General features: G+C 47.2%; 27 protein-coding genes. 7 read left to right on the top strand and 20 right to left on the bottom strand.

Annotated elements, in window-relative coordinates; all coding sequences use genetic code 11:
• The first annotated feature begins 18 nt into the window (after window positions 1-18).
• The 5 genes from WCK19_RS03455 to WCK19_RS03435 all read left to right on the top strand — a co-directional run bounded on the left by WCK19_RS03455 (window position 19) and on the right by WCK19_RS03435 (window position 5,126).
• On the top strand, window positions 19-939 hold the full coding sequence (locus tag WCK19_RS03455) for a site-specific DNA-methyltransferase (protein WP_342395963.1): 921 nt from the start codon (window positions 19-21) through the stop codon (window positions 937-939).
• Window positions 940-947: 8 nt separating this feature from the next.
• Window positions 948-1,751 (top strand): PmeII family type II restriction endonuclease, encoded by an 804-nt coding sequence (locus WCK19_RS03450; protein ID WP_342395962.1) that lies wholly within the window; start codon window positions 948-950, stop codon window positions 1,749-1,751.
• A 62-nt stretch (window positions 1,752-1,813) separates the two neighbouring features.
• Window positions 1,814-2,680, top strand: a complete 867-nt coding sequence (locus WCK19_RS03445) for a hypothetical protein (RefSeq protein ID WP_342395961.1) — start codon at window positions 1,814-1,816, stop codon at window positions 2,678-2,680.
• Window positions 2,681-2,995: 315 nt separating this feature from the next.
• Complete coding sequence (locus tag WCK19_RS03440; protein WP_342395960.1) at window positions 2,996-3,994, top strand: transposase; 999 nt, start codon at window positions 2,996-2,998, stop codon at window positions 3,992-3,994.
• A gap of 373 nt (window positions 3,995-4,367) precedes the next feature.
• Complete coding sequence (locus tag WCK19_RS03435) at window positions 4,368-5,126, top strand: hypothetical protein (RefSeq protein ID WP_342395959.1); 759 nt, start codon at window positions 4,368-4,370, stop codon at window positions 5,124-5,126.
• Between the two features lie 120 nt (window positions 5,127-5,246).
• On the opposite strand, the gene WCK19_RS03430 is transcribed toward WCK19_RS03435, so the two are convergent.
• The 4 genes from WCK19_RS03430 to WCK19_RS03415 form a co-directional block, all read right to left on the bottom strand.
• The gene (locus tag WCK19_RS03430; RefSeq protein ID WP_342395958.1) at window positions 5,247-6,542 is read right to left on the bottom strand and encodes a hypothetical protein; all 1,296 of its coding nucleotides are present in this window, start codon (window positions 6,540-6,542) and stop codon (window positions 5,247-5,249) included.
• A 2-nt stretch (window positions 6,543-6,544) separates the two neighbouring features.
• Window positions 6,545-8,008 carry an MFS transporter gene (locus WCK19_RS03425; protein ID WP_342395957.1) on the bottom strand — a complete coding sequence of 488 codons (1,464 nt, stop codon included), beginning with the start codon at window positions 8,006-8,008 and terminating at the stop codon, window positions 6,545-6,547.
• Window positions 8,009-8,020: 12 nt separating this feature from the next.
• The gene (locus WCK19_RS03420) at window positions 8,021-8,260 is read right to left on the bottom strand and encodes a DUF951 domain-containing protein (RefSeq protein ID WP_342395956.1); all 240 of its coding nucleotides are present in this window, start codon (window positions 8,258-8,260) and stop codon (window positions 8,021-8,023) included.
• A 177-nt stretch (window positions 8,261-8,437) separates the two neighbouring features.
• Window positions 8,438-10,678 (bottom strand): PAS domain S-box protein, encoded by a 2,241-nt coding sequence (locus WCK19_RS03415; protein WP_342395955.1) that lies wholly within the window; start codon window positions 10,676-10,678, stop codon window positions 8,438-8,440.
• Window positions 10,679-10,857: 179 nt separating this feature from the next.
• Between WCK19_RS03415 and WCK19_RS03410 the strand changes: the two genes are divergently transcribed.
• Window positions 10,858-12,276: a replication-associated recombination protein A gene (locus tag WCK19_RS03410; protein WP_342395954.1), complete on the top strand. Its 1,419-nt coding sequence runs from the start codon at window positions 10,858-10,860 to the stop codon at window positions 12,274-12,276.
• A 31-nt stretch (window positions 12,277-12,307) separates the two neighbouring features.
• On the opposite strand, the gene WCK19_RS03405 is transcribed toward WCK19_RS03410, so the two are convergent.
• The 8 genes from WCK19_RS03405 to hisB all read right to left on the bottom strand — a co-directional run bounded on the left by WCK19_RS03405 (window position 12,308) and on the right by hisB (window position 17,747).
• Window positions 12,308-12,835 (bottom strand): hypothetical protein, encoded by a 528-nt coding sequence (locus WCK19_RS03405; RefSeq protein WP_342395953.1) that lies wholly within the window; start codon window positions 12,833-12,835, stop codon window positions 12,308-12,310.
• Between the two features lie 22 nt (window positions 12,836-12,857).
• On the bottom strand, window positions 12,858-13,238 hold the full coding sequence (hisI, locus tag WCK19_RS03400; RefSeq protein ID WP_342395952.1) for a phosphoribosyl-AMP cyclohydrolase: 381 nt from the start codon (window positions 13,236-13,238) through the stop codon (window positions 12,858-12,860).
• Window positions 13,235-13,621, bottom strand: coding sequence for a hypothetical protein (locus WCK19_RS03395; RefSeq protein ID WP_342395951.1), 387 nt, complete (start codon window positions 13,619-13,621; stop codon window positions 13,235-13,237). The genes hisI and WCK19_RS03395 overlap by 4 nt, the downstream gene beginning before the upstream one ends.
• A 66-nt stretch (window positions 13,622-13,687) precedes the next feature.
• Window positions 13,688-14,446, bottom strand: a complete 759-nt coding sequence (hisF, locus tag WCK19_RS03390; RefSeq protein ID WP_342395950.1) for an imidazole glycerol phosphate synthase subunit HisF — start codon at window positions 14,444-14,446, stop codon at window positions 13,688-13,690.
• Between the two features lie 17 nt (window positions 14,447-14,463).
• Window positions 14,464-15,165, bottom strand: a complete 702-nt coding sequence (gene hisA, locus WCK19_RS03385) for a 1-(5-phosphoribosyl)-5-[(5-phosphoribosylamino)methylideneamino]imidazole-4-carboxamide isomerase (RefSeq protein ID WP_342395949.1) — start codon at window positions 15,163-15,165, stop codon at window positions 14,464-14,466.
• Window positions 15,159-15,806, bottom strand: a complete 648-nt coding sequence (hisH, locus tag WCK19_RS03380) for an imidazole glycerol phosphate synthase subunit HisH (protein WP_342395948.1) — start codon at window positions 15,804-15,806, stop codon at window positions 15,159-15,161. Before hisH ends, hisA begins: the two co-directional genes overlap by 7 nt.
• A gap of 96 nt (window positions 15,807-15,902) precedes the next feature.
• Window positions 15,903-17,084: a hypothetical protein gene (locus WCK19_RS03375; RefSeq protein WP_342395947.1), complete on the bottom strand. Its 1,182-nt coding sequence runs from the start codon at window positions 17,082-17,084 to the stop codon at window positions 15,903-15,905.
• Window positions 17,085-17,144: 60 nt separating this feature from the next.
• Window positions 17,145-17,747 (bottom strand): imidazoleglycerol-phosphate dehydratase HisB, encoded by a 603-nt coding sequence (gene hisB, locus WCK19_RS03370; protein ID WP_342395946.1) that lies wholly within the window; start codon window positions 17,745-17,747, stop codon window positions 17,145-17,147.
• Window positions 17,748-17,890: 143 nt separating this feature from the next.
• Here hisB and WCK19_RS03365 point away from each other — a divergent pair, with 143 nt between their 5' ends.
• Window positions 17,891-18,319: a response regulator gene (locus WCK19_RS03365; RefSeq protein WP_342395945.1), complete on the top strand. Its 429-nt coding sequence runs from the start codon at window positions 17,891-17,893 to the stop codon at window positions 18,317-18,319.
• 60 nt (window positions 18,320-18,379) lie between these two features.
• Here WCK19_RS03365 and WCK19_RS03360 read toward each other — a convergent pair whose 3' ends face one another.
• The 8 genes from WCK19_RS03360 to WCK19_RS03325 form a co-directional block, all read right to left on the bottom strand.
• Window positions 18,380-19,087, bottom strand: coding sequence for a pentapeptide repeat-containing protein (locus WCK19_RS03360; RefSeq protein WP_342395944.1), 708 nt, complete (start codon window positions 19,085-19,087; stop codon window positions 18,380-18,382).
• 35 nt (window positions 19,088-19,122) lie between these two features.
• Window positions 19,123-19,569 carry a PaaI family thioesterase gene (locus WCK19_RS03355; RefSeq protein WP_342395943.1) on the bottom strand — a complete coding sequence of 149 codons (447 nt, stop codon included), beginning with the start codon at window positions 19,567-19,569 and terminating at the stop codon, window positions 19,123-19,125.
• 58 nt (window positions 19,570-19,627) lie between these two features.
• Window positions 19,628-20,743, bottom strand: a complete 1,116-nt coding sequence (gene hisC, locus WCK19_RS03350; protein ID WP_342395942.1) for a histidinol-phosphate transaminase — start codon at window positions 20,741-20,743, stop codon at window positions 19,628-19,630.
• 174 nt (window positions 20,744-20,917) lie between these two features.
• Complete coding sequence (locus WCK19_RS03345; protein WP_342395941.1) at window positions 20,918-21,088, bottom strand: hypothetical protein; 171 nt, start codon at window positions 21,086-21,088, stop codon at window positions 20,918-20,920.
• A 3-nt stretch (window positions 21,089-21,091) separates the two neighbouring features.
• A complete protein-coding gene (gene hisD / locus WCK19_RS03340) occupies window positions 21,092-22,399 on the bottom strand; it encodes a histidinol dehydrogenase (RefSeq protein ID WP_342395940.1) in 1,308 nt (435 codons plus the stop codon).
• 64 nt (window positions 22,400-22,463) lie between these two features.
• Window positions 22,464-22,988, bottom strand: coding sequence for a hypothetical protein (locus tag WCK19_RS03335; RefSeq protein ID WP_342395939.1), 525 nt, complete (start codon window positions 22,986-22,988; stop codon window positions 22,464-22,466).
• A 10-nt stretch (window positions 22,989-22,998) separates the two neighbouring features.
• A complete protein-coding gene (gene hisG / locus WCK19_RS03330) occupies window positions 22,999-23,964 on the bottom strand; it encodes an ATP phosphoribosyltransferase (protein WP_342395938.1) in 966 nt (321 codons plus the stop codon).
• 143 nt (window positions 23,965-24,107) lie between these two features.
• The gene (locus WCK19_RS03325) at window positions 24,108-24,458 is read right to left on the bottom strand and encodes an RloB family protein (protein WP_342395937.1); all 351 of its coding nucleotides are present in this window, start codon (window positions 24,456-24,458) and stop codon (window positions 24,108-24,110) included.
• Window positions 24,459-24,464: the final 6 nt, after the last annotated feature.

Genomic DNA, 24,464 nt, shown 5'->3' with positions numbered 1-24,464 from the left:
ATAAGGCGTATAATTTAAATGACTAGTAGCGCAGATTGGCAAAATAAAATCTTTCAGGGAGACTCTTTAAATCTGCTTCCTACTCTCCCCGATAACAGCATTGATTTGATTGTCACTTCCCCTCCTTATGCCGACCAACGTAGCAATACCTATGGTGGCATACATCCTGATAACTATGTTGATTGGTTTCTGCCCATTGCTGCACAATTAAAGCGTGTCTTGAAGCCTGAAGGTTCATTTATCCTGAATATCAAAGAGCGGGTAGTTGATGGCGAACGTCACACCTATGTTCTGGAACTGATAATCGCGCTTCGCAAGCAAGGTTGGCTCTGGACTGAAGAATATATGTGGCACAAAAAGAACAGTTATCCGGGCAAATGGCCAAATCGCTTTCGGGATGGGTGGGAACGCTGTTTGCATTTCACAAAATCGAAGCACTTTAAAATGTATCAGGATGCTGTTCGAGTACCGATGGGAGATTGGGCGCAAAGTCGTTTGAAAAAGCTCAGTGAAACCGACAAAATACGCGATAATTCTAAGGTTGGAAGCGGGTTTGGCAAGAATATTTCTAAATGGGTTGACCGTGAGATGGCTTATCCTGACAATGTTTTACATTTAGCTACTGAATGCGGAAACAAGAGCCATAGCGCAGTCTTTCCGCTTGAATTGCCAAGTTGGTTTATTAAGCTGTTTACACAACCGGGAGATGTGGTGTTAGACCCCTTTCTTGGCTCAGGTACTTCTGCGATTGCTGCTGTACAACTTTGTCGTTCTTATGTAGGCATGGAAGTAAAAAGCGAATATGTTGAAATTGCTAACCAACGTTTGAAAAGTACCAAGTTTCCTGTACCTACTATCCAACCGACTCTGTTCTTCTTAGACGAGGATAACTTAGCCGATGAGTCGGATGGTGAAAAAGAACAAAAGTTGTTTGGTTAATTACTAATATGACAGGTTCAATTACTTATGATGAAATCGCTGCATTTGTTGAAAACAACATCAGCATTTTCCACGACAAACAATTAGAAGACCTGAAAAAATTATCGTTGGTTGCGGTTCTCGGCAGGAAGAACCCTTATTTGTTTAGAGCTAAAAACTTGAATGTTGCTGGTGATTTGGTCAAATATGTTTTGGATGCTTTTCTTATCTCTCAAGAAGAAACCAACTTTGGGGAATTTCTGGAACGGCTCGCAATTTTCATAAACAGCAAAGTTTATGGAGGCTGGAAATCTACCAATACGGGTATGGATTTGGAATTTGATAAGGATGGTGTTCATTACATAGTCTCTATCAAATCTAGCTCAAATTGGGGTAACAGCGACCAACAGAATCGAATGTATCTCAATTTTGAACATCTTATCAAAGTTCTAACCGAGAAAACACCGGGCTTGCTTGTCATACCGGTCAATGGTTGTTGCTATGGTAAAGACCAAAAACCAAAGAAAAACGCCAAAATCAAGATTAACAAAGAAGTTGTTAGTGAGTTGGTATTTTATAAACTTTGTGGGCAACGCTTCTGGAAGTTCATTTCCGGCAACCCGGCTTTGTATATTGATATTGTTGAGCCACTTGGACACCAAGCTAAAGAAAAAAACGAAAAATTTTTGGAAGAGTATGCCAAGATTATCAACCTTTTCACCTTACAATTTGGCAAAGAATTTTGTGACCCTACAACTGGCGCTATTCGTTGGGTTGATGTAGTAAAACTTTCATCGGCTGCAAGCGGGAACGGAAATCAGGATTTATTCTAGAGAGAATTTATCGCGAATATCTCGGCATAGAACCACCAGCAGATATGGGAAGCAAACTCTAAATGAAACTAATCGTAATCGGGGGTGGTTGTTACGGCATCTACCATAGTGCGCAGCTTTACAAGGCTATTCTCAATGGCAAGCTACCCGCCGATACTCGGCTTATAATTGTAGATCGCAATGCCCACCCGCCCGCGTTGGAAAAGTTTGGAAACGCGCCTCAATTTGAGTTTGTGCAGAGCGATTGGCAGGAATATTTGCAAAAATTCTTTGCCGAAACCCAAAATTACAATTTTGCAACCCACGCCGACTCGGTTCAAATAGTACCTGCCCCCTTCGCGCCGCATTTACTGTTCGATTGGCTGCAATTTGCCGCTACTAAACGCTTGCTGGAACTCGGTCATAGTGGAATTGTCATAGAGCGCATTGGTTTTGAAGAGCGTACCATGCTTCCCTATGAATATTTCGACCCCCAAAAGGGAAATCGCTATATCAGCCGCGCTGGTTGGAAATGCCCTACCGCTTGTATCGAGCCGCGCAAATGTCCCGCCCTTAAGGATGTGCGCGATTGGGATTTGGAAGAAGATGTACGTCGAGTGGCGAACGGAAAATTGCCTGTACCTTCTTTCACCGCTGCCCAACGCCTGAGCACCGCAAATAAACCCAATAGCCAGTCGCAAAGCTTGCCTGTTTCTGATAACTTTGCTTCCAACCCGTCCCCTTTTGAGGCAGTAGTGACCTTCACCTGCCACCACTTTTCGCATGGCATCGGCACAACTCCTGCTCGCCAGTTGTTTGATGCGCGAGAGCGTGCGGTAGCATTGGCTCTTTCCCTTACTACCGAGCATCCGGTTGCCCGGCTTGCTGTTGGCACTATTTCACGTTGTCACGGGGTATTGGCTGCTCTGAAAATTAGCCTTCCTACCTAATCGAGAACCTTCCCCAAAGTATAGACATACCGAGTGGTTATTGTTTTTTATTATGAATAAAACAAAAAGCCCAATTAATTTTATTATAAATCGATAAAATACCCGCTTCTTTTGACCCTCTGAGGAGTTTTGATATATACAAAGAAAGCTTACAGCTCATAATCGATTCCGGATTTTCAATTATAACCGAATTAGAACCTGATAATTAGCAACAGCGCTTTTGTTGACTGCCTTGAGTAGGAACGACTTTCTAGATAGCTAGTTTACAATTAGAGAACAGGCTATTTCTAATTACTTCACAATAGGAGGCATTATTTGTCATTTCTAGCCCAGCCTATTAGCACAATCCCGGAATTGACTGATCAGGTTACTAAGTTAGCTTTTCCTGAAGGCAATCTTTATATTCGAATTCGCAATGAACTTGGCTGTATTTACTCAGAACAGGACTTTGCTAATTTGTTTCCACCTCCGAGGCGACACGTTTTTGCGTCTTGGCGGTTGGTTTTGATTACGATAATGCAATTTATTGAAAATCTGACCGATCGCCAAACTGCTGAGATGGTGCGTGGAAGAATTGACTGGAAATACGTTTTAGGGCTGGAACTTACCGACAGCGGTTTCGATTCTCATGTTCTGTCCGAATTTCGCACTCGCTTACTCGAAGGTAATCCTGAAAAACGTTTATTTGAACTGGTATTGGAGCGACTCAAGCAGTGCAGGTTGTTAATAAGCCGGGATAAACAGCACACTGACTCTGCCTATGTACTGACAACGCTACGCTCTCTCAATCGAACCGAAAGGGTTGTTGAAATGTTGCGTGCCGCTATTCATGCTCTTGCTGTAATCGCCCCTGCTTGGCTGCGTCAGCACTTGACTCTCGAATGGTTCGAGCGTTACTTTCCTCAGATTGAAGAATACCATGTTCCCAAAACCGAAGAAGCCCGCAAAATCTACATCGAAACGGTAGGAACCGATGGTATCAAGCTACTTCAAGCGATTTATGCTGAAACTGCCCTAGCAGGAGAAACGCTACGAGCGCTTGAAGCGATAGAAACTTTAAAACAGGCTTGGGTGCAACATTTTTACTTTGAAGAGGGTCAGTTATGCTGGCGCGAAGTCTTAAATATTCTGCCAACGCCCTCGCGCCCTGACCTAACTTGTGCTAGTGAATCGCACTCCCTTGAGAAACGGGTTGCCAAAAAGCTAGGTTATGAGAGGCATGTCTTAGAGGTAGGTAATCCGCAGCAAATACGCTTACTTACTCATCAATTAAGTAAAAATCCCACAAAGTTTTGCACACTTCAATTTAAGTGACTATAAGATACTTTCCGCCATGTTTGGAATTCTAGTTAGCTTAACATTTGTGTTTCTGAAACTTCTGAAACATCATAATATTCAATTTAGTGGTGCAAAAATCATATGGCAGAATTTATCCCATCAGAAATAAAATCGGCGTGAGCAAATAAATTGCAGATATACAAATTTGTAATCAAAAATCGAGGTATTTAAAGTAGAAAATTAATACAAGGGTGTTATTTTATATACATGTAAAATATCCTTAGCTCTTACAATTGCGGCAAGTGTAAGTGTAAAGTTGGAATTCCCCGCAATATTTGCGGTGTAGGTCGTCTGCTCATAATATGCTTCCCTTCACTCGGGCTGCATTAGACTGCTTGACTGAGGTACTATGCTTAAAGATAGCGAAGTGACGGACTGGTGCCAGGAATTAATTGAAAAAGGGCGATTTCACCAAGAGTATCATCAATTGCGGCAAATCGCTTCCGACCACTATGTTGATATTACTCGTGTGTATGATACGCATGTGAGTTTTAGCTTTTTCACCAAATCCTCTATTCCTCGAAAAGCGGTTATTCTAGTAGATGCTCTATATCCTGATACGCCTCCTCAACTTTTTATGCAAGACGGCGAAAATCTCAAGCAAATTAATACTCGAAAGCTCAAGAAATGGCGTTCCTACTATTATTTGAGCGAGCTTGTACAGGGTATTATTACATCTAAGAGGCGTAAGATTCTTACGATAGCCGCAGGTTTAATTTGGGCTGCGGCGTTGGCGCTGGCTGCCTTGATAATACTTATGTCACCGATGTTACAATCGCCTACCAAGCTTGTTTTGGACTCTACTACTTCATCTGTTACCAAGACTCTAGATAATCGCAGCCAAGCTCTGCTAGACCATATTGTTTATTTAGAAACGGCAATCAAAAATCACCCCTTGGATCTGGCAATGAGCCTTGCGCTTATTAGCAGTAAACTAGCGCAAGCTCAAGTTGAGAGAGAAAAAATGATTGCCCAACAGAATCTAGAAAGTAATAACCCTACCATAACTGCTGGGGTGGCTACTACTACGCCTCTGCTGGCTCAGGTAGTAACTACTACTCCGGTGAAAGCTCCTACGACAGTTGCCAATACATTACAACGGGGATAATGTTTATACTCAGCAATATGTCAAAGTAGCGAAGACTCCTGCGCTTTAGGCAGGTAATTTGGTATTCAGCGCTGCCTTCTCTTTTATTTTCGCCGAATGCGCCCTGCTTATTTATATGACTTACTTGCGCCAAGCCATATAATCGGTGAACCACCGCCGCACCTGTCCATTCCGTTCTATTCCAACTGCTTCCTGAAAATAGCCGTTAGACGCTGCCAACCACACCGCTACCGCATGTGCCGCACCCGGTATGTCATACGCTGCGCCCGAACACTGCTCGATAAAGTAGCGCACCTCTTGTTCAAAGCGCACTCCGTCAATTATATCGTCTTGTGTGGGCGAAGGTACTGGGATTGGTCCGAGCCAACTCCAGATTGGTCCCCGCCATAACTGATAAAGCTGTTGCTGTTCTTCGGTAAGGACAGGAGTCATAGCGCCGGGTGTCCAACCGCTTTCGGTGATAACGGCGGGCAACGCGCCTGACACAATCGCTTGTTTCAGCCAATCGGGGAAATGCACAATAGCGCGATCCTCCCATGCGTGTCCCGGTCGCCAGTAATTATGCCAGCTAAAGCCACGAAAGCGTTCAATTGCCGGGCGTAGCTTCTCATACTTGTTTCCGGCAGGCTTTCCATTGTCGTAAAAATAGAAGCCGCCAAAATAATCGGGATGCCCATCCTGCCCCAACGGCGGGAAGTATAGTTGTACATCCCGAAACGGCTCAGCATCCGGCTCTTTCAAGCGTTGTTCCCAAGCATTGTACAGTTGCAAGTAAAAGCGAGTGATGGCATCGTATTTTGTGGGGTCATCGTTGCTTTGCCACGGTAGCACGTTTTGGTAATATGTGCCATTGCTCCATTCGAGGTTAGGCTCGTTGCCCGGAATCATGCGGGTAAAATGTGTACCTAGCCGCGCCTGTTGCCCCTTAAGCACATTTATTATATCTTCTACTGCATCTTCAGGCTCTCCGCTGATAGTATTCCTTTCGCCGCCGAATGGCTCGGTCAGACCGCCGGGAAAACGTTGCGGATACATACGAAGGTAAATTTCGCTGCCTTGCTTTTGAAATGCCAGTAAATCTCGCTCCATGCTTACTCCGGCGCTATTCCCGGCGGCTTCGAGGTCTGCGCTAAGCGCCAGTGCCATACCGGGTGGGCGATTCAGTCCGTTTATATCACGGAAAGATTGGAAAGCGCTACGGTCTGTATCTGTCCAGCGAAAACCTACCGGCGCATGGATGCCACGTTGCGGGTTGAGTCGCGCACGGGGAATAGCCGAATTGAAGCTTTCAATACTTATAATGAGGGATTTCAAGGGAGGGCGTTGAGGTTCGTTCGATTCGCTCAGTAATAGAAATATCTCTAACGCCAATATCGGAACTAGCAGCAAAGGGAGAAATTTCAGGTATCGCCGCAAGTCTATACCTTCGCGCGTCTGTGTCCGTAAATTGCCACCAGCGCTACGCAAGAGCCGAAGAGGAAGAACACCGGCACAATGCCGTTGCCATTGCCCAGAACCGCGCCAAAAATATCGCCCAACGCGCCAGCAAAGAGAATCGGTATAATTGAGACGGCATTGGCAAAGGTAAAATAAGCCGCGAACACGCGCCCAACCAGTTCTTTAGGAGAGCGTTCCTGTAGAATCGTTAGCGCGGGTATATTCAATAGACCGATGGTGAAGCCAAAAGGTATTGATAATGATACCAGCAGCAGAACAAGCCCCGGACCACCGAGCGGTACACCCGGTGCAGTTATCAACACCCACAGGTCGGCAATAGGCTTTACAAAGCCGACCCCTGCCAGAATGATGCCCAGAGCGCCACAGGCATATTTTAGCGCATTCAGACGATTAGTAGGGGTTACAACACGGTTAACCAGCACAACCGCGATGCCAAGCCCGATTGCAAGTGGGGCAAGTACAAAAATTATGCTGTTGCTCGATTGCTTTAGACCCTTCTCTCCTACAAAGGGGATACCGATTGCGGTCATGGTAAACAGGGCGGTTTGTACGGTAGATAGGTAAACTATCGCCAACCATATCTGGGTATCTTTGCGGATGAATTGCCACGCCTCGTACACCCCATGAAATATATCCTTGACGGTCTGCCAGATGGTTTTATCACCCGGTCGCCTGTGGACTTGCTCGTTTTTTGGCAACGCCCATACCAGCCATATGCAAATGAAATACAGAGTTCCTATTACTAGAAAAACCTTGTCGGGACCGATTAAATCGGGCAGGAGTGGTCCTAGCAGCGAAGTACCAAGAAAGAGCGTGGCGAAAAGGGTTATCTGGAAAAGCGAATTGGCTTTGGTAAGCTGGTTATGCTTGACCAATAGCGGAATCGCGGCTGCCTCAGCCGGATTAAAAAACTGGCTGATGGTCGAAAAGATAATGGTTATCAAATAAATGATAGGTAACGCCAACCCCAAAGGCAGGGTGGTCATGAAAAAGAGCCATGGAACCAGCAACGCGCGAGTGATGTTCGTAGCAAGCAGAGTAGTGCGCTTGCGGAACCAGTCCACGAATACTCCGGCAATTGCGCTGAAGAAAACACCCGGTAGCAAGAAACAGGCGGTAACAATAGAAGTTTGGGTGGGCGAGTCTTTGGTGAGTTTACCTACGTACACTATCAGGGAAATATTCAGGGTGTGTTGTGCGGTCTGGGAGAGGGCTTGTGCAATCCACAGGTACATAAAGTAGCGATTTCGCCAGACCGAGATATTGTCTGCCCCCTCCGGTTCAAGCTTACGCGCCTCCTCTTTCGAGGCTTCAACTTCAGAGTAATCGTAAGCTAAAGCGAATTCTTTATCAACCTCATTTATATGATTTTTTTCCGCATGTCCCGCCGGATTGTGTTCATCTTTGCGTGGACTAATCGCCATCTTACCTCAGTATCAGACCTGACGGTTTATAAATGCCTTGAAACGTCGCTCAAATTCGCTGCGCGGTAACAACACCTTGCGGTCACAGCCAAGACAGCGCATACCGATATCCGCGCCTACTCGTACCACCCTCCAGTCGTAACTACCGCAAGGGTGTGGTTTCCGTAGGCGTATCTCATGCCCTACTTCTACCTCACGCGCAGGGTTTGGCTTGGAAGGCTTGGGAGAAACCGAGTCCGATTGGTCAGACATTGCTATAAACCGTTAAAATATTAAGAAAGCTGAATCCTTAAAATAGCTACTAGAACCCTAATAGCAAGAAAACCCCATTATGAGATTAGTTACTATATCTGGCGCATTATAGCATAGATATTTGGTAAGTGATAAATTCAAGAGCCTATGAGCCTGTGTCGAACGGAACGAGCAGGTTTATTTTTTATCTAGAATTTGCCTTATCTTTTCGCTTAAGCTTTGGATGTTATAGGGTTTTTCGAGAAAGTTAATTTCGATGTCATGCGGTTGCTCTTTAAAGATGGTGGTTTGAGTGTAACCTGACGTATAAAGCACCTTAATATTTGGTCTGTCTTTTAGCAAAAGCTGGCTGAATTCCCACCCGTTCATTTCTGGCATTAACATATCGGTTATTAACAGTTGAATCGGCGCTTTGTAATCTTTTGCTATTACTAATGCTTCTTGCGGATTTGAAGCCTCCAGCACATTATAGCCCTTTTTGCACAAAATCCGATTAGCCAGTTTTCTAATGGTATTATCATCTTCTACCAGTAGTATTGTTTCAGCCCCTTTTGTATTAGTAATGACTGCGGTTTTTTCTTGGGTTAAGACAACGATTTTCTCATTTGAAACTGGCAGATATATTCTAAAAGTAGTGCCTTGCCCAAGGCTTGTTTCTAGTGTAATATGCCCTCCATTCTGTTTAACAATGCTATACACTGTAGATAAACCCAGCCCAGTACCTTGCCCCTTGTCTTTGGTAGTAAAGAAAGGCTCAAAAATTTTTGATTTTATTTCATTGCTAATACCTTGTCCGGTGTCGCTTACTGCCAGCATAACGTAAGAACCGGGAATAACTTCAGCATGTGTTTGGCAATACTTTTCATCTAATTCCACCTGAGCGGTTTCGAGAGTCACGCTTCCACCGTTTGGCATAGCATCGCGGGAATTTACTACCAGATTCATAATTATCTGTTCAATTTGGTTTGAGTCGGCTAATACCGTTCCAAGGTTATCTTCAAGTTTAGCGTTGAGTTTGATGTTCTCGCCAATCAGACGGAGAAGCATTTTTTCGATTTCCGCTACCTCCTTGCTCAAATCCAGTGGTCGAGGTTCAATAATCTTATGACGGCTTAGAGTCAGCAATTGTCGGGTCAGACTGGTGGCGGATTCTGCTACTTTACGAATCCCTTCTACTTCAGACCTGACCGCGTTGTTCGGATGTAGTTCCTCAAGCGCCAAATCAGTATGACCTATTATGGCGGTCAGCAGGTTGTTAAAATCGTGCGCTACTCCACCGGCTAAACGACCTATAGCTTCCATTTTTTGCGCTTGCCGAAATTGCTCTTCCACTTGATGCAACGCTTCTTCCGCTTGCTTGCGGTTTGTAATATCCACTATTACTCCTATAAAGTAAGCCGGATTTCCTGCCGAATCTCGCACCAGTGCCGGATTCAGGCTCACCCAGATTATCGAGCCGTCTTTTTTGATGTACCGTTTCTCAAGATAGTTTTGCTGAAACTCGCCGATTCGCAGTTTTCTTAACATTTCACGATTGATTTTGTCATCGTCAGGGTGCGTAATGTCGTAGGTGGTAAGTTGGAGAAATTCTTCTTCAGTATAGCCAAGCATTTCACATATTTGCGGGTTTGCTTTCAGGTAATGTCCATCTAGACTCAGCAGAATAATGCCGACTGCCGCCTGTTCGAAAATAGCTCGAAAACGTTCTTCACTGCTGAATAACTGCTCTAAAACGATGGCACGTTGTTTTTCCAGTAGGAAATTATCCAGCGCAAAAGAAATATCATGTGCCATTTCTTCCAGTAAATTGATTATTTCCGGGTCAAAATAATATGGCTCACTTGAATAAAGGGTTATTAACCCGGCTACATGCCCTTGCTCTAGAAACGGAAAAGCGGCGGAGGAAGCAAACCCATTTTTTTTTGCGGAATTTCGCCAAGGCAAAGTAATTGGGTCAGCAAAAAAATCGTTGCACACATAACGTTGGTTCTCCCGAAAGGCAGTACCAGAAGGACCTTTTCCTTCCGGTACATCAGCGCTAGTTGATATTTTGGCGCCTTTAAGGTAATCTTGCCCTTCTCCGTAACAGGCTACATTGGCGAATAGGTTAGTAACAGGGTTAGGAATGCCAATCCATGCCATTCTCAGACCCCCGTAATCCACTGCAACCCGGCAGATTTCTTGGAATAATTGGTCGCGGTCTTTTATTCTTACAATGGCATGGTTGGTGTAACTTAAAGCGCTATACAGGGTGGTTAATCTCAAGACACGCTTTTCTGTGTGTTCCAATTCTGTAATTCTAGAGGTAGCCTCAAGCGTTTGCAGTTTCTGTTTTTCTAATAAGTTCTCTAATTCTGTGATACGCCGGGATAGCGTTTCAATTTCGAGGCTTTCACGTTGACTACTTTCATCCGGCATATATAACTCCGCTTGGAACAATTCAGCTGTATATAAATTATTACACCTTATATTTTACTCTTTTATTTAGCTATTGGAAATGAAAAAAGATTTACCTTGTGTGAGAATGCTTAAGAAATATAATTAAAACTAGAACGGCGGTTTTTACAACCTTGCTGCACCTGTGTTGAAGTGTTACCATGCAGACAAAGGTAAGCAACTTGAAAGGTGGCTTTATGACTCAGGCTTCTTTTTTTGGCGAGGAGACATCCGAACATAAAAATGAACTAATCCTTGATGCGGCTATGCCACTGGCAGCCCGGATGCGCCCGATGGATTTTGAGCAGTTTGTAGGGCAAAATCATCTGACTGAACCGGATGCTGCGCTGCGCCGTGCTGTGGAAAACGATCGTTTTGGTTCAATAATCCTGTGGGGACCGCCCGGCGTTGGCAAAACCACGCTGGCAGAGATTATAGCCCGCTGTACCCATGCCCATTTTACCCGCGTAAGCGCCACTAGCGCGGGCGTTGCCGACCTTCGCAAAGTAGTTGAAGAAGCCCGCCAGCGTCGCAAAGCCTACAAGCAGAAAACCATTCTTTTTATTGATGAGATTCACCGATTTAACAAGGCGCAGCAAGATGCGATTCTGCCTGTAGTGGAGAACGGCACTATTACCTTGATCGGCGCAACCACCGAAAACCCCTCTTTTGAAGTGAACGCTGCTTTGCTTTCCCGCGCCCGCGTTTTTACCATGTACGCCCTGACCGATGAGGAAATCAAGCTGGTAATCCATCGTGCTTTATCCGACCCTGAGCGGGGCTTGGGCAAACTGAATATTAAGCTGACTCCAGAAGTGGAAGAAAATATTGCCAATTACGCCAACGGAGATGCGCGTTCGGCGTTGAATATTCTTGAATTGGCGGTTTCCATTGTTATGAAGAATGAAACCGACCAGATTTTAATTGACCTGCCTTTGTTGGAAAGCGCAGTGCAACGACGCGCCCTGTTGTATGATAAGGGCGGCGAGCAGCATTATGACCTGATTTCGGCATTGCACAAGACCATTCGAGGTAGTGACCCGGATGCCGCGCTTTACTGGCTTGCTCGCATGTTGGAGAGCGGCGAAGACCCCCTCTTTATTGTGCGGAGGTTGGTGCGGGCTGCCAGCGAGGATGTCGGTATGGCTGACCCCCAAGCGTTGGTAGTGGCAATGGCGGCACAGCAAGCAGTACATTTCATCGGGATGCCAGAGGGTGCGCTGGCGTTGGCGCAATGCGTGGTATATCTCGCCACTGCTCCCAAGAGCAATCGTTTGTACGGGGCTTACAAGCAGGTTCAGGCAGATGTGTTGCTCTCCCGCAATGAGCCTGTGCCGCTACATCTACGCAATGCTCCTACTCAGCTAATGAAGAATTTAGGCTACGGCGAGGGTTATCGCTATGCTCATGACCATGAAGGCGGTTTCGTGTACCAGCAAAACCTCCCCGATGCCTTAGAAGGTCGCCGTTATTACGAGCCAACCGATCACGGTTTTGAAATTACCATCGGTGATAGGCTCGCCTATTGGCGTAAAGTTGCCGAACAGGAAAGAGAGAAGCGTAAAATTGGCAAAGATTAATACCGTAGCGGAGTTATAGAAAGCCGCGTACTTATGGCTTTATAAGGTTGTTCCAGTAAGGTTGTAAGTAATTTTTCTCGCGCATCTCGGTCAGGTCGCGTTCTAGCAGTTGGGCGGGGGATAGGTTGGCGAATTTGCATGCGCGTCCCACCAATTCCAACGCCTGCCTGATTCCGCTACTATCTCCCGAAACTGTCTGCTTGAACAGCAAGGCTAACTCCTCTGCCGGAAGCGTAGGCGCGTCAAAGCCTTCTAGCAAGGCAACATCCGGCGCAATCTCGCCATATCCTATACCACTCGACACCGCATAGCACACTGCCCAATAGAATACCTCGTAGCCTTCCAGCACAATATCCTGTGGGAAGCCCTCATGCACATGCGTGCCTAGTACCACCCCTTTGAGTTCTTCCAATTCTTCCAGTAAGCGCAACCACAGCTTTTCCAGATTTCCGACTCGTAGGCGGTTACTGGTTCCGCTCTGTTCCGCAAGGTCGTTATCTCTCAAAAATTCGTAAACGCCCCATGCAACATGGCACATTTCAGCCAGATTATTTCGCACGACATATCCCTGATTATTCTATCTATTGTAGCGGCTTCCAATCCGCGCGGCGATAATAGCAACTTTTGTGTCCGGTATGGCACGCGATACCACCCGCCAGATTCACTTTCAGCAATAGGCTGTTTTCCTCGCAATTGATAAAAAACTCTTGCACCAGCAGAAATTGTCCGCTAGTTTCGCCCTTTAGCCATAAAGTTTGGCGGCTACGACTCCAGAAATGTGCCTTTCCAGTTTGCAACGTGCGCTCGAAAGCTTCGCGATTCATAAAAGCCACCAGCAACACTTCGCCGCTGCTCGTTTCCTGCACAATCGCCGGAATGAGATTCTGCCCGTCCTCTCCAAAATCGAGGCTAACCGTTTCTGTTCCTTCTACGCTCAGCGTTTCCAACGATATTTTGCTCATTTTTGCCCTTGCTCTTTGATGCTGCACCGAATCAAGAATTCAACCAACAGCACCGGGGGAATCATGTAACCAATTCGGCGCGAGGTAGGCTGGATAAAAACGCCTTTGCCGAACATGTGCATGGCAAAGTCGCTAATTTCCGCGAGCATGCGGATTAAAATCCCCTGCTTTAATTGCTGTGAATCTTTTGCCCGAATAATAAAACTGCCGATAATTACCTCACGCAATGCCAGCGCCCGTACCAACGCCAGCCCGGAACTTTTTTTTGTATCTACCCCTAGCAAAGAACCAAGCTGACGAGTCCATGCCAGCAGCATACCGCCAAGTATCAGGAAACCCCAGCCCATCAAGCGGGGGAGTATTTTTATCAATTGCGAAATCAAACGATGATAGCCTTTCAATGTTGTGTATGTGGGTTGGTATATATTTCCTGCTCACAAGGGTTTATTTCACAACCGCATCGGCAACCCTTTGTCGTGTAGATACTCTTTAGCCTGACGTATAGAGTATTCGCCGTAATGGAAGATACTTGCCGCCAGCACCGCATCGGCTTTACCCTGCTCTACCGCTTCGTACAAGTGTTGTAGGCTGCCAGCCCCACCGCTGGCAATCACCGGAACGCTCACACTTTCGGAGATGGCGCGGGTGAGCGGTAGGTCGTAGCCGTTTTTAGTGCCGTCCGCATCCATGCTGGTGAGCAAGATTTCGCCTGCGCCCAGTTCCACGCCGCGTTTCGCCCATTCTACCGCGTCAAGCCCGGTAGGGGTGCGTCCGCCATGCAAGAACACCTCCCAACCGCCCGTTTCGCGCTGTTTCGCGTCAATTGCCAGCACGATACATTGGCTACCGAAATGGTTTGCCCCTTCTGCAATAAGCGCCGGATTTTGCACCGCCGCTGTATTGACCGAGACCTTATCCGCACCCGCATCCAGCATTCGCAGCATATCGTTAAGGGTGCGAATACCGCCGCCGATAGTGAAAGGAATAAAAACCTGCGAGGCGGTGTGGCGTACCATTTCCACAACCGTTTCACGTCCGTCACTGCTGGCGGTGATGTCGAGGAATACCAATTCATCCGCGCCTTCCGCATCGTAGAAAGCCGCCAGTTCCACCGCATCGCCTGCATCGCGCAGATTCACAAAGTTAGTGCCTTTTACCACTCGCCCCTCTTTTACATCGAGGCAGGGAATAATACGTTTGGTTAGCAAGATAGATACCTCTGATTTTACAAAACTTCAGACAGTTTCAGGTCTCCGGTGTACAGCGCCTTGCCAATAATGACCCCTTCCGCCCCGGTCTCGCGCAGTTTCGCTACATGCTCGGCTTTGGCTACCCCGCCGCTGGCAATTACCGGCTTTTGAGCCGACTCCATAAAATCGCGCAGCGCCTCATAATTCGGTTCTGTCAGCGTTCCGTCACGACTGATGTCAGTATAGATAAAGCGGGTTGCGCCGCGTTTCGCCATCTCGGTTGCCAGAAGGGTTGCCGTTACATTTGAGGTTTCCGTCCAACCTTCCACCGCTACCAGCCCGTTGCGTGCGTCAATGCCGATTACGATGCGCTCGCCCCAGCGTCTGCACAATCGCTCTGCTAGTCCGGTGTCGCGCAGCGCCACAGTACCCAACACCACCCGGTCAACGCCCGCGCTCAGTGCTTCTTCCACGATTGCTTCATCGCGGATACCGCCGCCCAATTCCACCGGCAAACCGCTTGCCTCTATTATGCGCTTCACTACCAGCAGATTAACGGGCTTGCCCGCTTTTGCGCCGTCCAAATCAACCAAATGCAGGTATTGTGCGCCTTGTTCGCGCCATTGTATTGCTACCTCCACCGGGTCATCGTTGAACACCGTTACTTGATTGTAATCGCCTTGATACAGGCGTACACACTTGCCGTCCTTTAAATCTATTGCGGGAATTATTAACATTGGGTTGCATACCTCAAAAAGTTAGAATAGAGTTGTAAACCAACCGGACCGCTTTTTTCCGGGTGAAACTGCACACCAAACCAGTTGTCCTGACCTGCTGCGCTGCAAAAATTCACCCCGTAATCGGTAATTGCCATAGTGTAAGGGCTATTCACGCCCCCGTTTGGGTCACAATAATAGCTGTGAACAAAGTAGAAATAGCTGCCGTCTGGCACATTCTCCCATAAGGGCGATGGGCGTACTTGTTGAACTTGATTCCATCCGATTTGCGGGATTTTAAGCCCACTTGCTTCAGGGAAGCGCCGCACCTCACCCGGTAGCACGTTCAAGCCGGCAGTATCGTTTTCCTCCATATGGGTAAACATTAGCTGGAAGCCGACACATACTCCCAGAAAAGGACGACCGCTGGCAACCCGCTCTTTTACCACATTATCCAGATGGGTGGAGAGCAAATTGCCCATGCATTGCCCTGCTGCACCTTGTCCCGGAAAAACTACCGCTGCTGCTTCGCGGATGTAGTTCGCATCGCTCGTAATGTCAACCGCTGCGTCCTCGAACCCGGCTAATTGCGCTGCTCGTTGCAAGGCGCGTTGTACACTACGCACGTTCCCAGAATTGTAATCAATTATTGCGATTTTCATCCATAGTCATTTTCTATTTACTTATGATTTTCGTTTCAGCCATTTCTTCAAGCAAGGGGCTTAAGCCCCTTATTTCTAAATGTGGTGTAACCCACTTTACTTATCTTCACCCAACTGTTGTTTGAGTTTGACCAACTGTTCTGTAGAAAGCCGATCCAACCTTACGCTGAAAAGCTCAATAAAGCTGTCAAGACTGTAGCCTACCAGAAAAGCTGTCACTGGGGAAATGCTCTCAACTCCCACTGTGAACGCCATTCCGAAAAGCCCTACCAGTATAATAAGATACTTGAGCATTATCATACCGAATTTGACATCAATCAAAGTACCAAGTGTACCGAAAGATAATACCGAAGGCAACTCTACATTGCGTTGGCTCTCTTTGTAAACCGAAATCAGCAAATGTACCAGCACTCCCGCCCCTATTGCTCCCCAACCGGTTAAAAAGGTCATTAGGTTAGCGGGTTGGAAGGGCCAGCTCGGAAGGGCTATAAATTGAGCGGCGATGCACAATATAAAGATAAAGGCTAAGGATATTGCCGGCACTATCGGGAAAACAAAGCCCCATTTTGCCAGCCTGTCCGATTTTTTGCTGCAACGGTACACTAACCCTTTTGCGGTTTCAAACCACGCATCCGGGAGTATATCAGGTTGCAAGGCGAAAAGGATTATTAATTTATTGCGGTCTTCAGCGTAAGGTACTTCATCTTCAAAAACCCGGTGAAACGGCACATAATATTCGGCTTTGGTTCGACCTAGCCATTTCGCCAGACGGGTTGGGATGGTCTGATAGCCTATCAGAAACTCTATGGAGCGGGTAATTCGCTCAATTTGGTTCAGACATTTTAATTGCTCTTGCGCTTCCAGTTTTCCGTCAGCTTTAGCCAAAACCGGATTATATTTTAGCTGCTCCCACAGGTTTAAAAGTTTGCGAATACTTTCTACCTGATCCGCTTCAGCCAGCAATTCTTGTTGCTCTAGGTCAGCAGCTATTTTATTCAGGTTGTCATAGGTCAGTTTCAGATAGTTAACTTGTGTATCGAGCGGTTCTTCGCCTTTGCGAACTACCTCCAGCGCAGTACGCATATCCTGAACTTCTGCTCGGTACTGATACAACAATTTATTAAGAGCTTCGTTGAACTGATAATTATTCGGAGAAGCAGCAGGTAGTTGGTTGCCTTGTTGGCTGCCGTCAACGGGTGGCGCCATACGTGCGGTGGCAATAGCCGATTTTGGAAAGTTACCCAGCGGCGGTTGCTTAGGAGTTATACCTATAGACATTTTATCTGACATCCTCTCACAAGAATTTTGAAATATTTATTCCCGAATGTCCCAGATTTACTACTCGATAACGCCTTTGGTGCTTGGCAGCGAATCGCTGACGATGCGTGCCGATTCCCGAAGCGCCTGTGCAAAACTCTTGAAAACCGCTTCAAGGATATGATGCGAGTTTTTGCCGCGAATTTTATCAATGTGCAAAGTTAAACCGGCATTGAAAGCGACTGCTCTGCAAAACTCCTCGATTAGTTGGCAATCGAACTGTCCCACCTTATCCGACAAGCCCTCCACCTCGTACACTAGAAAGGGGCGCCCGGATATATCCAGTGCGGTACGTACCAGCGTTTCATCCATCGGTACATAAGCATGCCCGTATCGCTGAATACCTACCTTATCACCAAAAGCTTGCTTGAGCGCTTGCCCTAGCGCAATACCCACATCTTCGACCGTGTGGTGGTCATCAATCCAAGTATCCCCTTTAGCTTTGATGTTTAAAGTGAGGTTGGCGTGCTTGGCGAACAGCGTTAGCATATGGTCAAAGAAACCGACTCCGGTGCTAACAGTACATTTGCCATCACCGTCTAGGTTCAATTCTATCAAAATGCTGGTTTCTAGCGTTTCGCGCTGTATCCGACCGCGCCTTTCCCCCTCTTTCCTCAGTTCCAATGTTACATTCTCCTTACAAAATGCGTAACCCTCTTTTATTTATAATTGAGTTGTAGGTATAATTTACATTAAGGAATATACAACTTGTTCTACAGAGTTATAGTAAAAATTACAGACAAGCCATAACAGAAAAAGGTGCTAAAATGTCAAAATCGTCCAAACAACTCTATACTACCACAATTTTATTAATTGAAAACGATAATAGCTCTCGTAACGTAATGCGCGTCTTGCTGCAAAAATTGGCGGGGCAGCCTGTTCAAATTTACGACACCAGCGATGGGGACGAAGCTTTGAAACTCTTTCGAGAGAAGCAACCCCAGATTGTTTTCACCGATTTGATTCACCCCGGTCTGGATGGTTGCAGTTTAATTGAAAGAATGCGACATTTAAATCCCTATGTTTTTATCGTGGTTTGCAGCAGCGTTGAATTGATTTGGGAAGTGCGCGGCTATAATTTCTTTTTGGAAAAGCCTTTCGCCACCGCCGATTTTCAGCGCGTTATACATGCCGGGCTGGAGCATGCTGAAGATTTGATGGCTATCTCCGGTGATAAACAATTAAAAGCTGTATAAAAAAGCAAGAACCGTCGGACTTGTACTCCGGCGGTTCCCCCTTCTGTCTTCTTCCAATTACTAGAATGATTTCTTCAGATTTAAATCTTTCGCGCCTTTGGCTCTGGTAAAATTGACGCTGTGCATTTGGGCATGCTCGAAAGTTGCGCCGGTGAGGTCTGCGCCGAAGAAATCTACCCCCCGTGCCTTAACCCTATCCAGTTTGGCATTTATCAATTTAACGCTAAAGAAGCGTGAGCCGTGCAAATCTGCGCCGGTAAAAACAGCTTCGGTAAAGTCAACGCCTGCTGCGTAAACTCCCACCAGCGAAGCAGCCTTGAAGATTGCGCCGATAGCCTTTGCGCTGTGCATGTCGCAACCGTGCAAATCGGAGTCATCAAAGATTGCGCCGCTCAAGTTAGCCCCAATGAAATTTGAACCCATCAGTTTACAACCGCTCAGGTTTGCGTTTCTCAGGTCGGCTTGTCGGAAACTAACAGCATGCAGGTCAAGCCCGCGCAGGTCTGCGCCGCTCAAATCCACTCGCGAGAAGTTGCCACGCCAGAATAGCCCGAAACTGAAGTTGATGCCTCGCAATGCTTTTATTACGCTATTGCGGTCGAAGATTTCGCGAGCAGAGTTGGCAACTGGTATATCCTCAACTATTTCATCTTTGTTTCCAACCTTTAGTTCTTCATACTCTTCGGCATCATGAATCGTTACTTCTTCAAACTCGTCGTTTTCATCTACTATCGGAATCTTGTCCGCCTTACCGAATTGATTGCTCATAGTAGTTACTCCCTTTTAAATTGCTATAAAAGCTTTTACTCTACGCTGCCTGCTTTTATCTCTGCTTTACTGGGTCGCATGTAGGTGAGGGTGTGGTGCGTTAGAAGTATGCCGCTTGCCGATACACATTCTGCTACACCGTAAATTGCGCGTCTGCCAGCTTTAAGCACTTTGGCGGTGCATAATATATCTTCTTGCTTTGCACCGGTCAGGAAGTTGGTTTTCATTTCAAGGGTCAGGGTCATACGCGCTTCATCATATCCGGTGGTGGTGGCGATTGCGATCCACATTGCTACATCCGCTACCGCCATATAAACAGGACCTGCCACGTAGCCGCCCGGTCTTTCAAGACCGGCATGGAACGGCACTAATATTGTACACTCGCCCTCGCCAAGTTTGGATAGTTTGAACCCATATAAGCTGGTGAAGGTTGCTTCGGAGAGCATCTGCTGCATTTTTTCAAAGTCAACCGCGTTTTGCATCTGAGCCTTTCTTTTCCGGCGTTGGATATAAGGGTGGGCAGATACGCTGCCGCTTCGGTTATTGAGTATATATAATTTGCTTCAGATGCTCAATGAAAATGTCGGTTTGCTCTGGGCGACCCACGCTTACCCTGAAAGCATTTTCCAGTAGCGGCTTGTTATAATGTCGCACCAACACGCCCCGCTTTTCCAATTCATTTTTGATTTGTTTGGCTCTGCCCTTTTTCATGCGGCAGAAGATAAAGTTTGAGCTACTGGGTAATGCTTCAAAGTGGTCGCTGAATTGCTGCAACAGCCCGTAGAGCCGCTCGCGTTCAGCCACGATTTTCTGAATATGCTCTGAAATCCAAGTACCTTCGCTCAGGCTTGCTCGTGCCGCTTCCTGCCCTGCCACCGTAACATTATATGGCTGTTTGATTTTCCACAACTGACGTGCGATTGCTTCAGGTACGATGCCATAACCCACTCGTAAACCTGCCAACCCGCTCAATTTGCTGAAGGTACGCAACACCACTAGGTTTTCGTATATGTTGGTCAGCTTGATAAAACTGTGTCCGGCAAAGTCGTGATAAGCTTCGTCCACCACCACGATTTTGCCTGTATCTAACAGGGCGCGGACAACGCTTTCTGGGGCGCTGTTGCCAGTGGGGTTATTAGGGGTGCAGACAAAAATGAGCTTGGTGCGTTCGTCAATTGCCGCCAACCCTGCTTTTACGTCAATGCTGTAATCATTAGCGTGGCGCGGTACTTTGCGGATTTGGGCGCGGTATAGCTCTCCCAGAAAAGAATACATGCCAAAGGTAGGCACAAAATTCAGAATATTGTCGCCGGGTACGATAAAAAGCCGAGTTAGCAATTCCAGCAATTCATCCGAGCCGCTTCCCACAAAGATGCGTTCTTTGTTTATGCCCGTGTATTTTTCCAGTTCCTCGCGCAGATTTAAGGAGGAGGGGTCAGGGTAGATATGGTAATATTGCTGGCGCTTGAGAGCTTCTAGCGCAGCAGGCGAGGACCCATAGGGGTTTTCATTGGCATCTAGCTTTACAATCTGCTCCACCGGAATTCCTAACCGCTTGCTCAGGCGGTCTAGCGGTTCTACCGGAGTGTATTCTTCCAGTTTCAGCAGTTCAGGGCGCATCATGGCTTCCATATCGGGGCTTTTTTGGATTGTCATCGGTATCTTTCCCTGTTTAATTATTGACGTTACACGAACCACTCTTAACTGTATTACATTTGTTTTATGGCACGAGTGGCGAAATAATTCGGCATATATTGCCGATGCGTTCGCCCGGTTGAATATCTTCGTAGAAATTCTCTAGCAGGAAACCCGCTTCGAGTTGCCCACCGATTAGCCCCTAGTAGGTGTGGCTAAATTCCAACGGCGCATTTTCAGGAAACCAGTTTTGCTAGTACCACCGACCACTCGTTCCTGCGTGCTGCCGCGCTTGTCTCCGGTCTTACAGGAACAGCACAAGGATTGCCCGTTTATCCCAAGCATTGCGATTATACGCAACAACATCCATTAATGCTGCTCATCCTCGAAGCGAATGTTGATGGCGCGACCATGAGCGGGCAAGCCCTCAGCCGCTGCCATTACTTCCGCCGCTTTACGCAGATTTGCCAGCCCTTCAGAGGTCATTCGCTGCATTTGCATCTTTTTGCCAAAACTCTCTACCGAGAGCGGTCCAAACATTTTGGTATTTGCGCCGGTGGGCAGCACATGATTTAAGCCGCTCACATAATCGCCGCTTGGTTCGGGCGTGAAATTGCCCACAAAAATCGTTCCGGCGTTTCGCAAACGTGGCAGCACCTCATCCACATTTTCGGTGCAAACTTCGAGATGTTCGGGCGCGTAATCGTTGGAAAACTCGATGGCTTGCTCAATTGTTTCCACAATACCGATCATGCCATACTGTTCCAAAGAATTGGAAGCGCGGTCGGCAGTGGTAAGCAATGGCAACTGACGGCGCACTTCGGCGGCAACCGCTAACGCTAGTTTGGGCGAAGTGGTAAGCAACACCGCCGAACTATCATCGGCGTGTTCTGCCTGTGAGAGAAAATCGGCAGCGACATAGGCAGGGTTGGCGCTTGCATCTGCGATAATCAACACTTCGCTTGGACCGGCGGGCATATCAATACTAACCTCGCCTTCGCTGAAAGCCAGCACTTTAGCGGCAGTGACATAGGGATTGCCCGCCCCGAAGATTTTGTAAGTTTTGGGGATGCTTTCAGTACCGTAAGCCATTGCCGCGATTGCCTGCGCCCCGCCCACTTTGAACAGGCGTAGATTTGGCAGATTCAATACGGCAACCGCCGCCAGAATCGAATAATGTATCTTGCCCTCTTTATTGGGGGGTGTACACACGATGATTTCATCACATCCGGCTATTTCGGCTGGTATGGCGGTCATAAGTAATGAGGATGGTAGCGGCGCTCTACCGCCCGGCACATACAGCCCAACCTTTTCGATGGCACGCCACACCCGCCACACTTCCACGCCTGGCACGGTTTCAACATGCTCTTCTTCCGCTTTCACATGGGTGCGGTGGAACTTGCGGATATTGGCGATGGCGAATGTAAATGCTTCAATCAACTCTGAGGAGGCTTCACGTAAGCCTTCTTCTATTTCCTCTTTGGTTACTTCAAGGGTTTCAAGCTGAACCCCGTCGAAACGGGCGGTGAAATCGCGTAATGCGGAGTCGCCTCGTTGCCGCACTTCCTGCATAATGGCGCGTGCCTGTTCGCTCACTTTTCCGAACTCACCGGAGGCGCGTTGTTTGATACGCTTCAGGGTTTCGGGATCAACTTCGCTCAACCTAACAGGTTGCATGGCTCACTCCTTTAACTAAATAAGGCGCATTTCGTTGCGCCCGGTAGGTGTTGGCAGATTAGGTTTACTCAATCATCTGCTTTCGATGTTCTTTCCCTTTTTCCGGGCTGCCTCCCTTGCTCTTGCCTGTTCCATCGGCATGTTTTAGCGCATCTTTAAACTCCCCGGCAGTGGGATTGGGAACTGCTTTGTTGTCACCCGCCGGACGTTTAGGGGCTTCTTTTGCACCACCTGCGGGAGGTTTTGGCATACCTTTGGATTTCGAGCTACCGCCTTTTGCCGCTACCGCTTTCGGGGCTTTGGGAGCGCGTCTCCAGAAAAATAGTAGGGCGAGTATGTACATGGTCAGTATCGCAAAATATACCACTAAACCCGGCGTACCGCCAAAAATAGTGCCGAATATTCCCGGAATACCCGACAGCGGCAGTACAAATAGGTTTCCTCTGCGGTGGCGATCCATCGCCGACATAATTTCTACAAAAGTGACCAGCGCCCATAACGATGCAAACACTACCAATGCAGTATTGCCGCCCGCCAGCGAGGTGAGCGCTCCTAGTATCAGTAGAATTGTACCCCAAAAAAGATGCATTTTTACAGCCTTAAAGCAAGATTTTCTCAATCGGTACTACCAAAATACCACCAGCGCCTGCTTCTTTCAGCCGTTCCATCACTTCCCAGAAGGCTTCTTCGGTAACGGCTACGTGTACTGCCACCCAATTCGGGTCGTCCAACGGCACAATGGTTGGACTTTTCAAGCCCGGCACGGCTTTTTTGATATTTTCGAGTGCGGCTCTGGGAGCATTCATCACCACATATTTGTATTCTTTACCCGCCAGCGCGGCTTTGATGCGTACCTGTAAGCGGTTGATATTACGCGCCTTGTAGGGGTGCATAAGCGATTCTTTGTTAACTGCCAGTACCGCCTCGCTTTGCAGTATTTCCTCAATCGCGACTAGGTCGTTGAGAATAAGGCTGCTGCCGGTAGCGGTAATTTCCACAACGGCGTTCGCCAACCCCAGATTCGGGGCAAGTTCCACCGCTCCGCTCAAGGTTATAATCTCTGCTTCGATACCGTACTGTTGTAGCAACTTGTGTGCAGATTTAGGATAGCTGGTGGCGATTTTCTTGCCGTGTAGCTGCTGTACATCGGTGATGCCGCTATCTTTGGGAACTGCCACTACCAACGAGCAATGCCCGAAGCCCATCGGTAGCGCCTGCTCCACCTCAACGCCCTCCTCGTAGAGTAGGTTTTGCCCCACCACCCCGATGTCGGCAGTGCCTGTGGCAACATACTCTGGGATGTCATCATCGCGAGTGTACATAATGTCCAGTTCAAAATTACTAACGGTGCTGAACAGGCGTTGCTTGTAGCTATCAAATTCTAGCCCAATACTACGCAAAAGCGAAAGGGTATGCTCTGTCAGGCGACCTTCTTTTTGGATGGCAAGGCGCAGACGCGGTTTTTCCTGATTATTCGAGTTTGAGGCTAACTTCAACTTGGCGCTCCCGTTCAATTCGGTTAGGTTGAGGGGCTTGTTCTTTACAACCGCTTGCAACTCAACCATTTTGGTTATCACTCCCGGCGAAATTTTATTATTTGTACTATCCTTACACCTGAGCAATTTTACACTAATGGAAGCAACGCTTCAAGCCAGCCCCAAGCACGATTATAAAATAAAACAAGGGGTTTTGGAGAAAAGAAGAAGGGTTATTTTTCCCAACTGGGTTTGGAGGATTCTAGCAGTGTTTGTACCAACAGGTGTACGTGGGTCGAGGGATTGGGATATTTGTCCGCATCAGTTTTGGACATTTCAGCCAAAACTTTTGCTGAATTAGAAATTGCAAGTTCGCTTTTTTCCAATAAAAGCGTGAATCCTGCGGAATTTTTCTTGTAATCGGGTAGATGTTTTGCTAAAACTCTGATTACATCATCACAATTGGAAAAGAGGGTACAGGTATACTCAAAGTGAAGCAAAAACCAGAATTCAAAGGCAGGGTTTGAGATAGCCAATTTAATTTTACCTCCCTTTCCCCTGTCAGTTTTGAACCCCAAACCCATTCGTAT

The sequence above is a fragment of the Candidatus Chlorohelix sp. genome (assembly GCF_037138995.1).
Classification (GTDB): Bacteria; Chloroflexota; Chloroflexia; order Chloroheliales; family Chloroheliaceae; genus Chlorohelix.
Note: the sequence above shows the minus strand (reverse complement) of the source record. Positions and strands in the feature narration are given on the sequence as shown.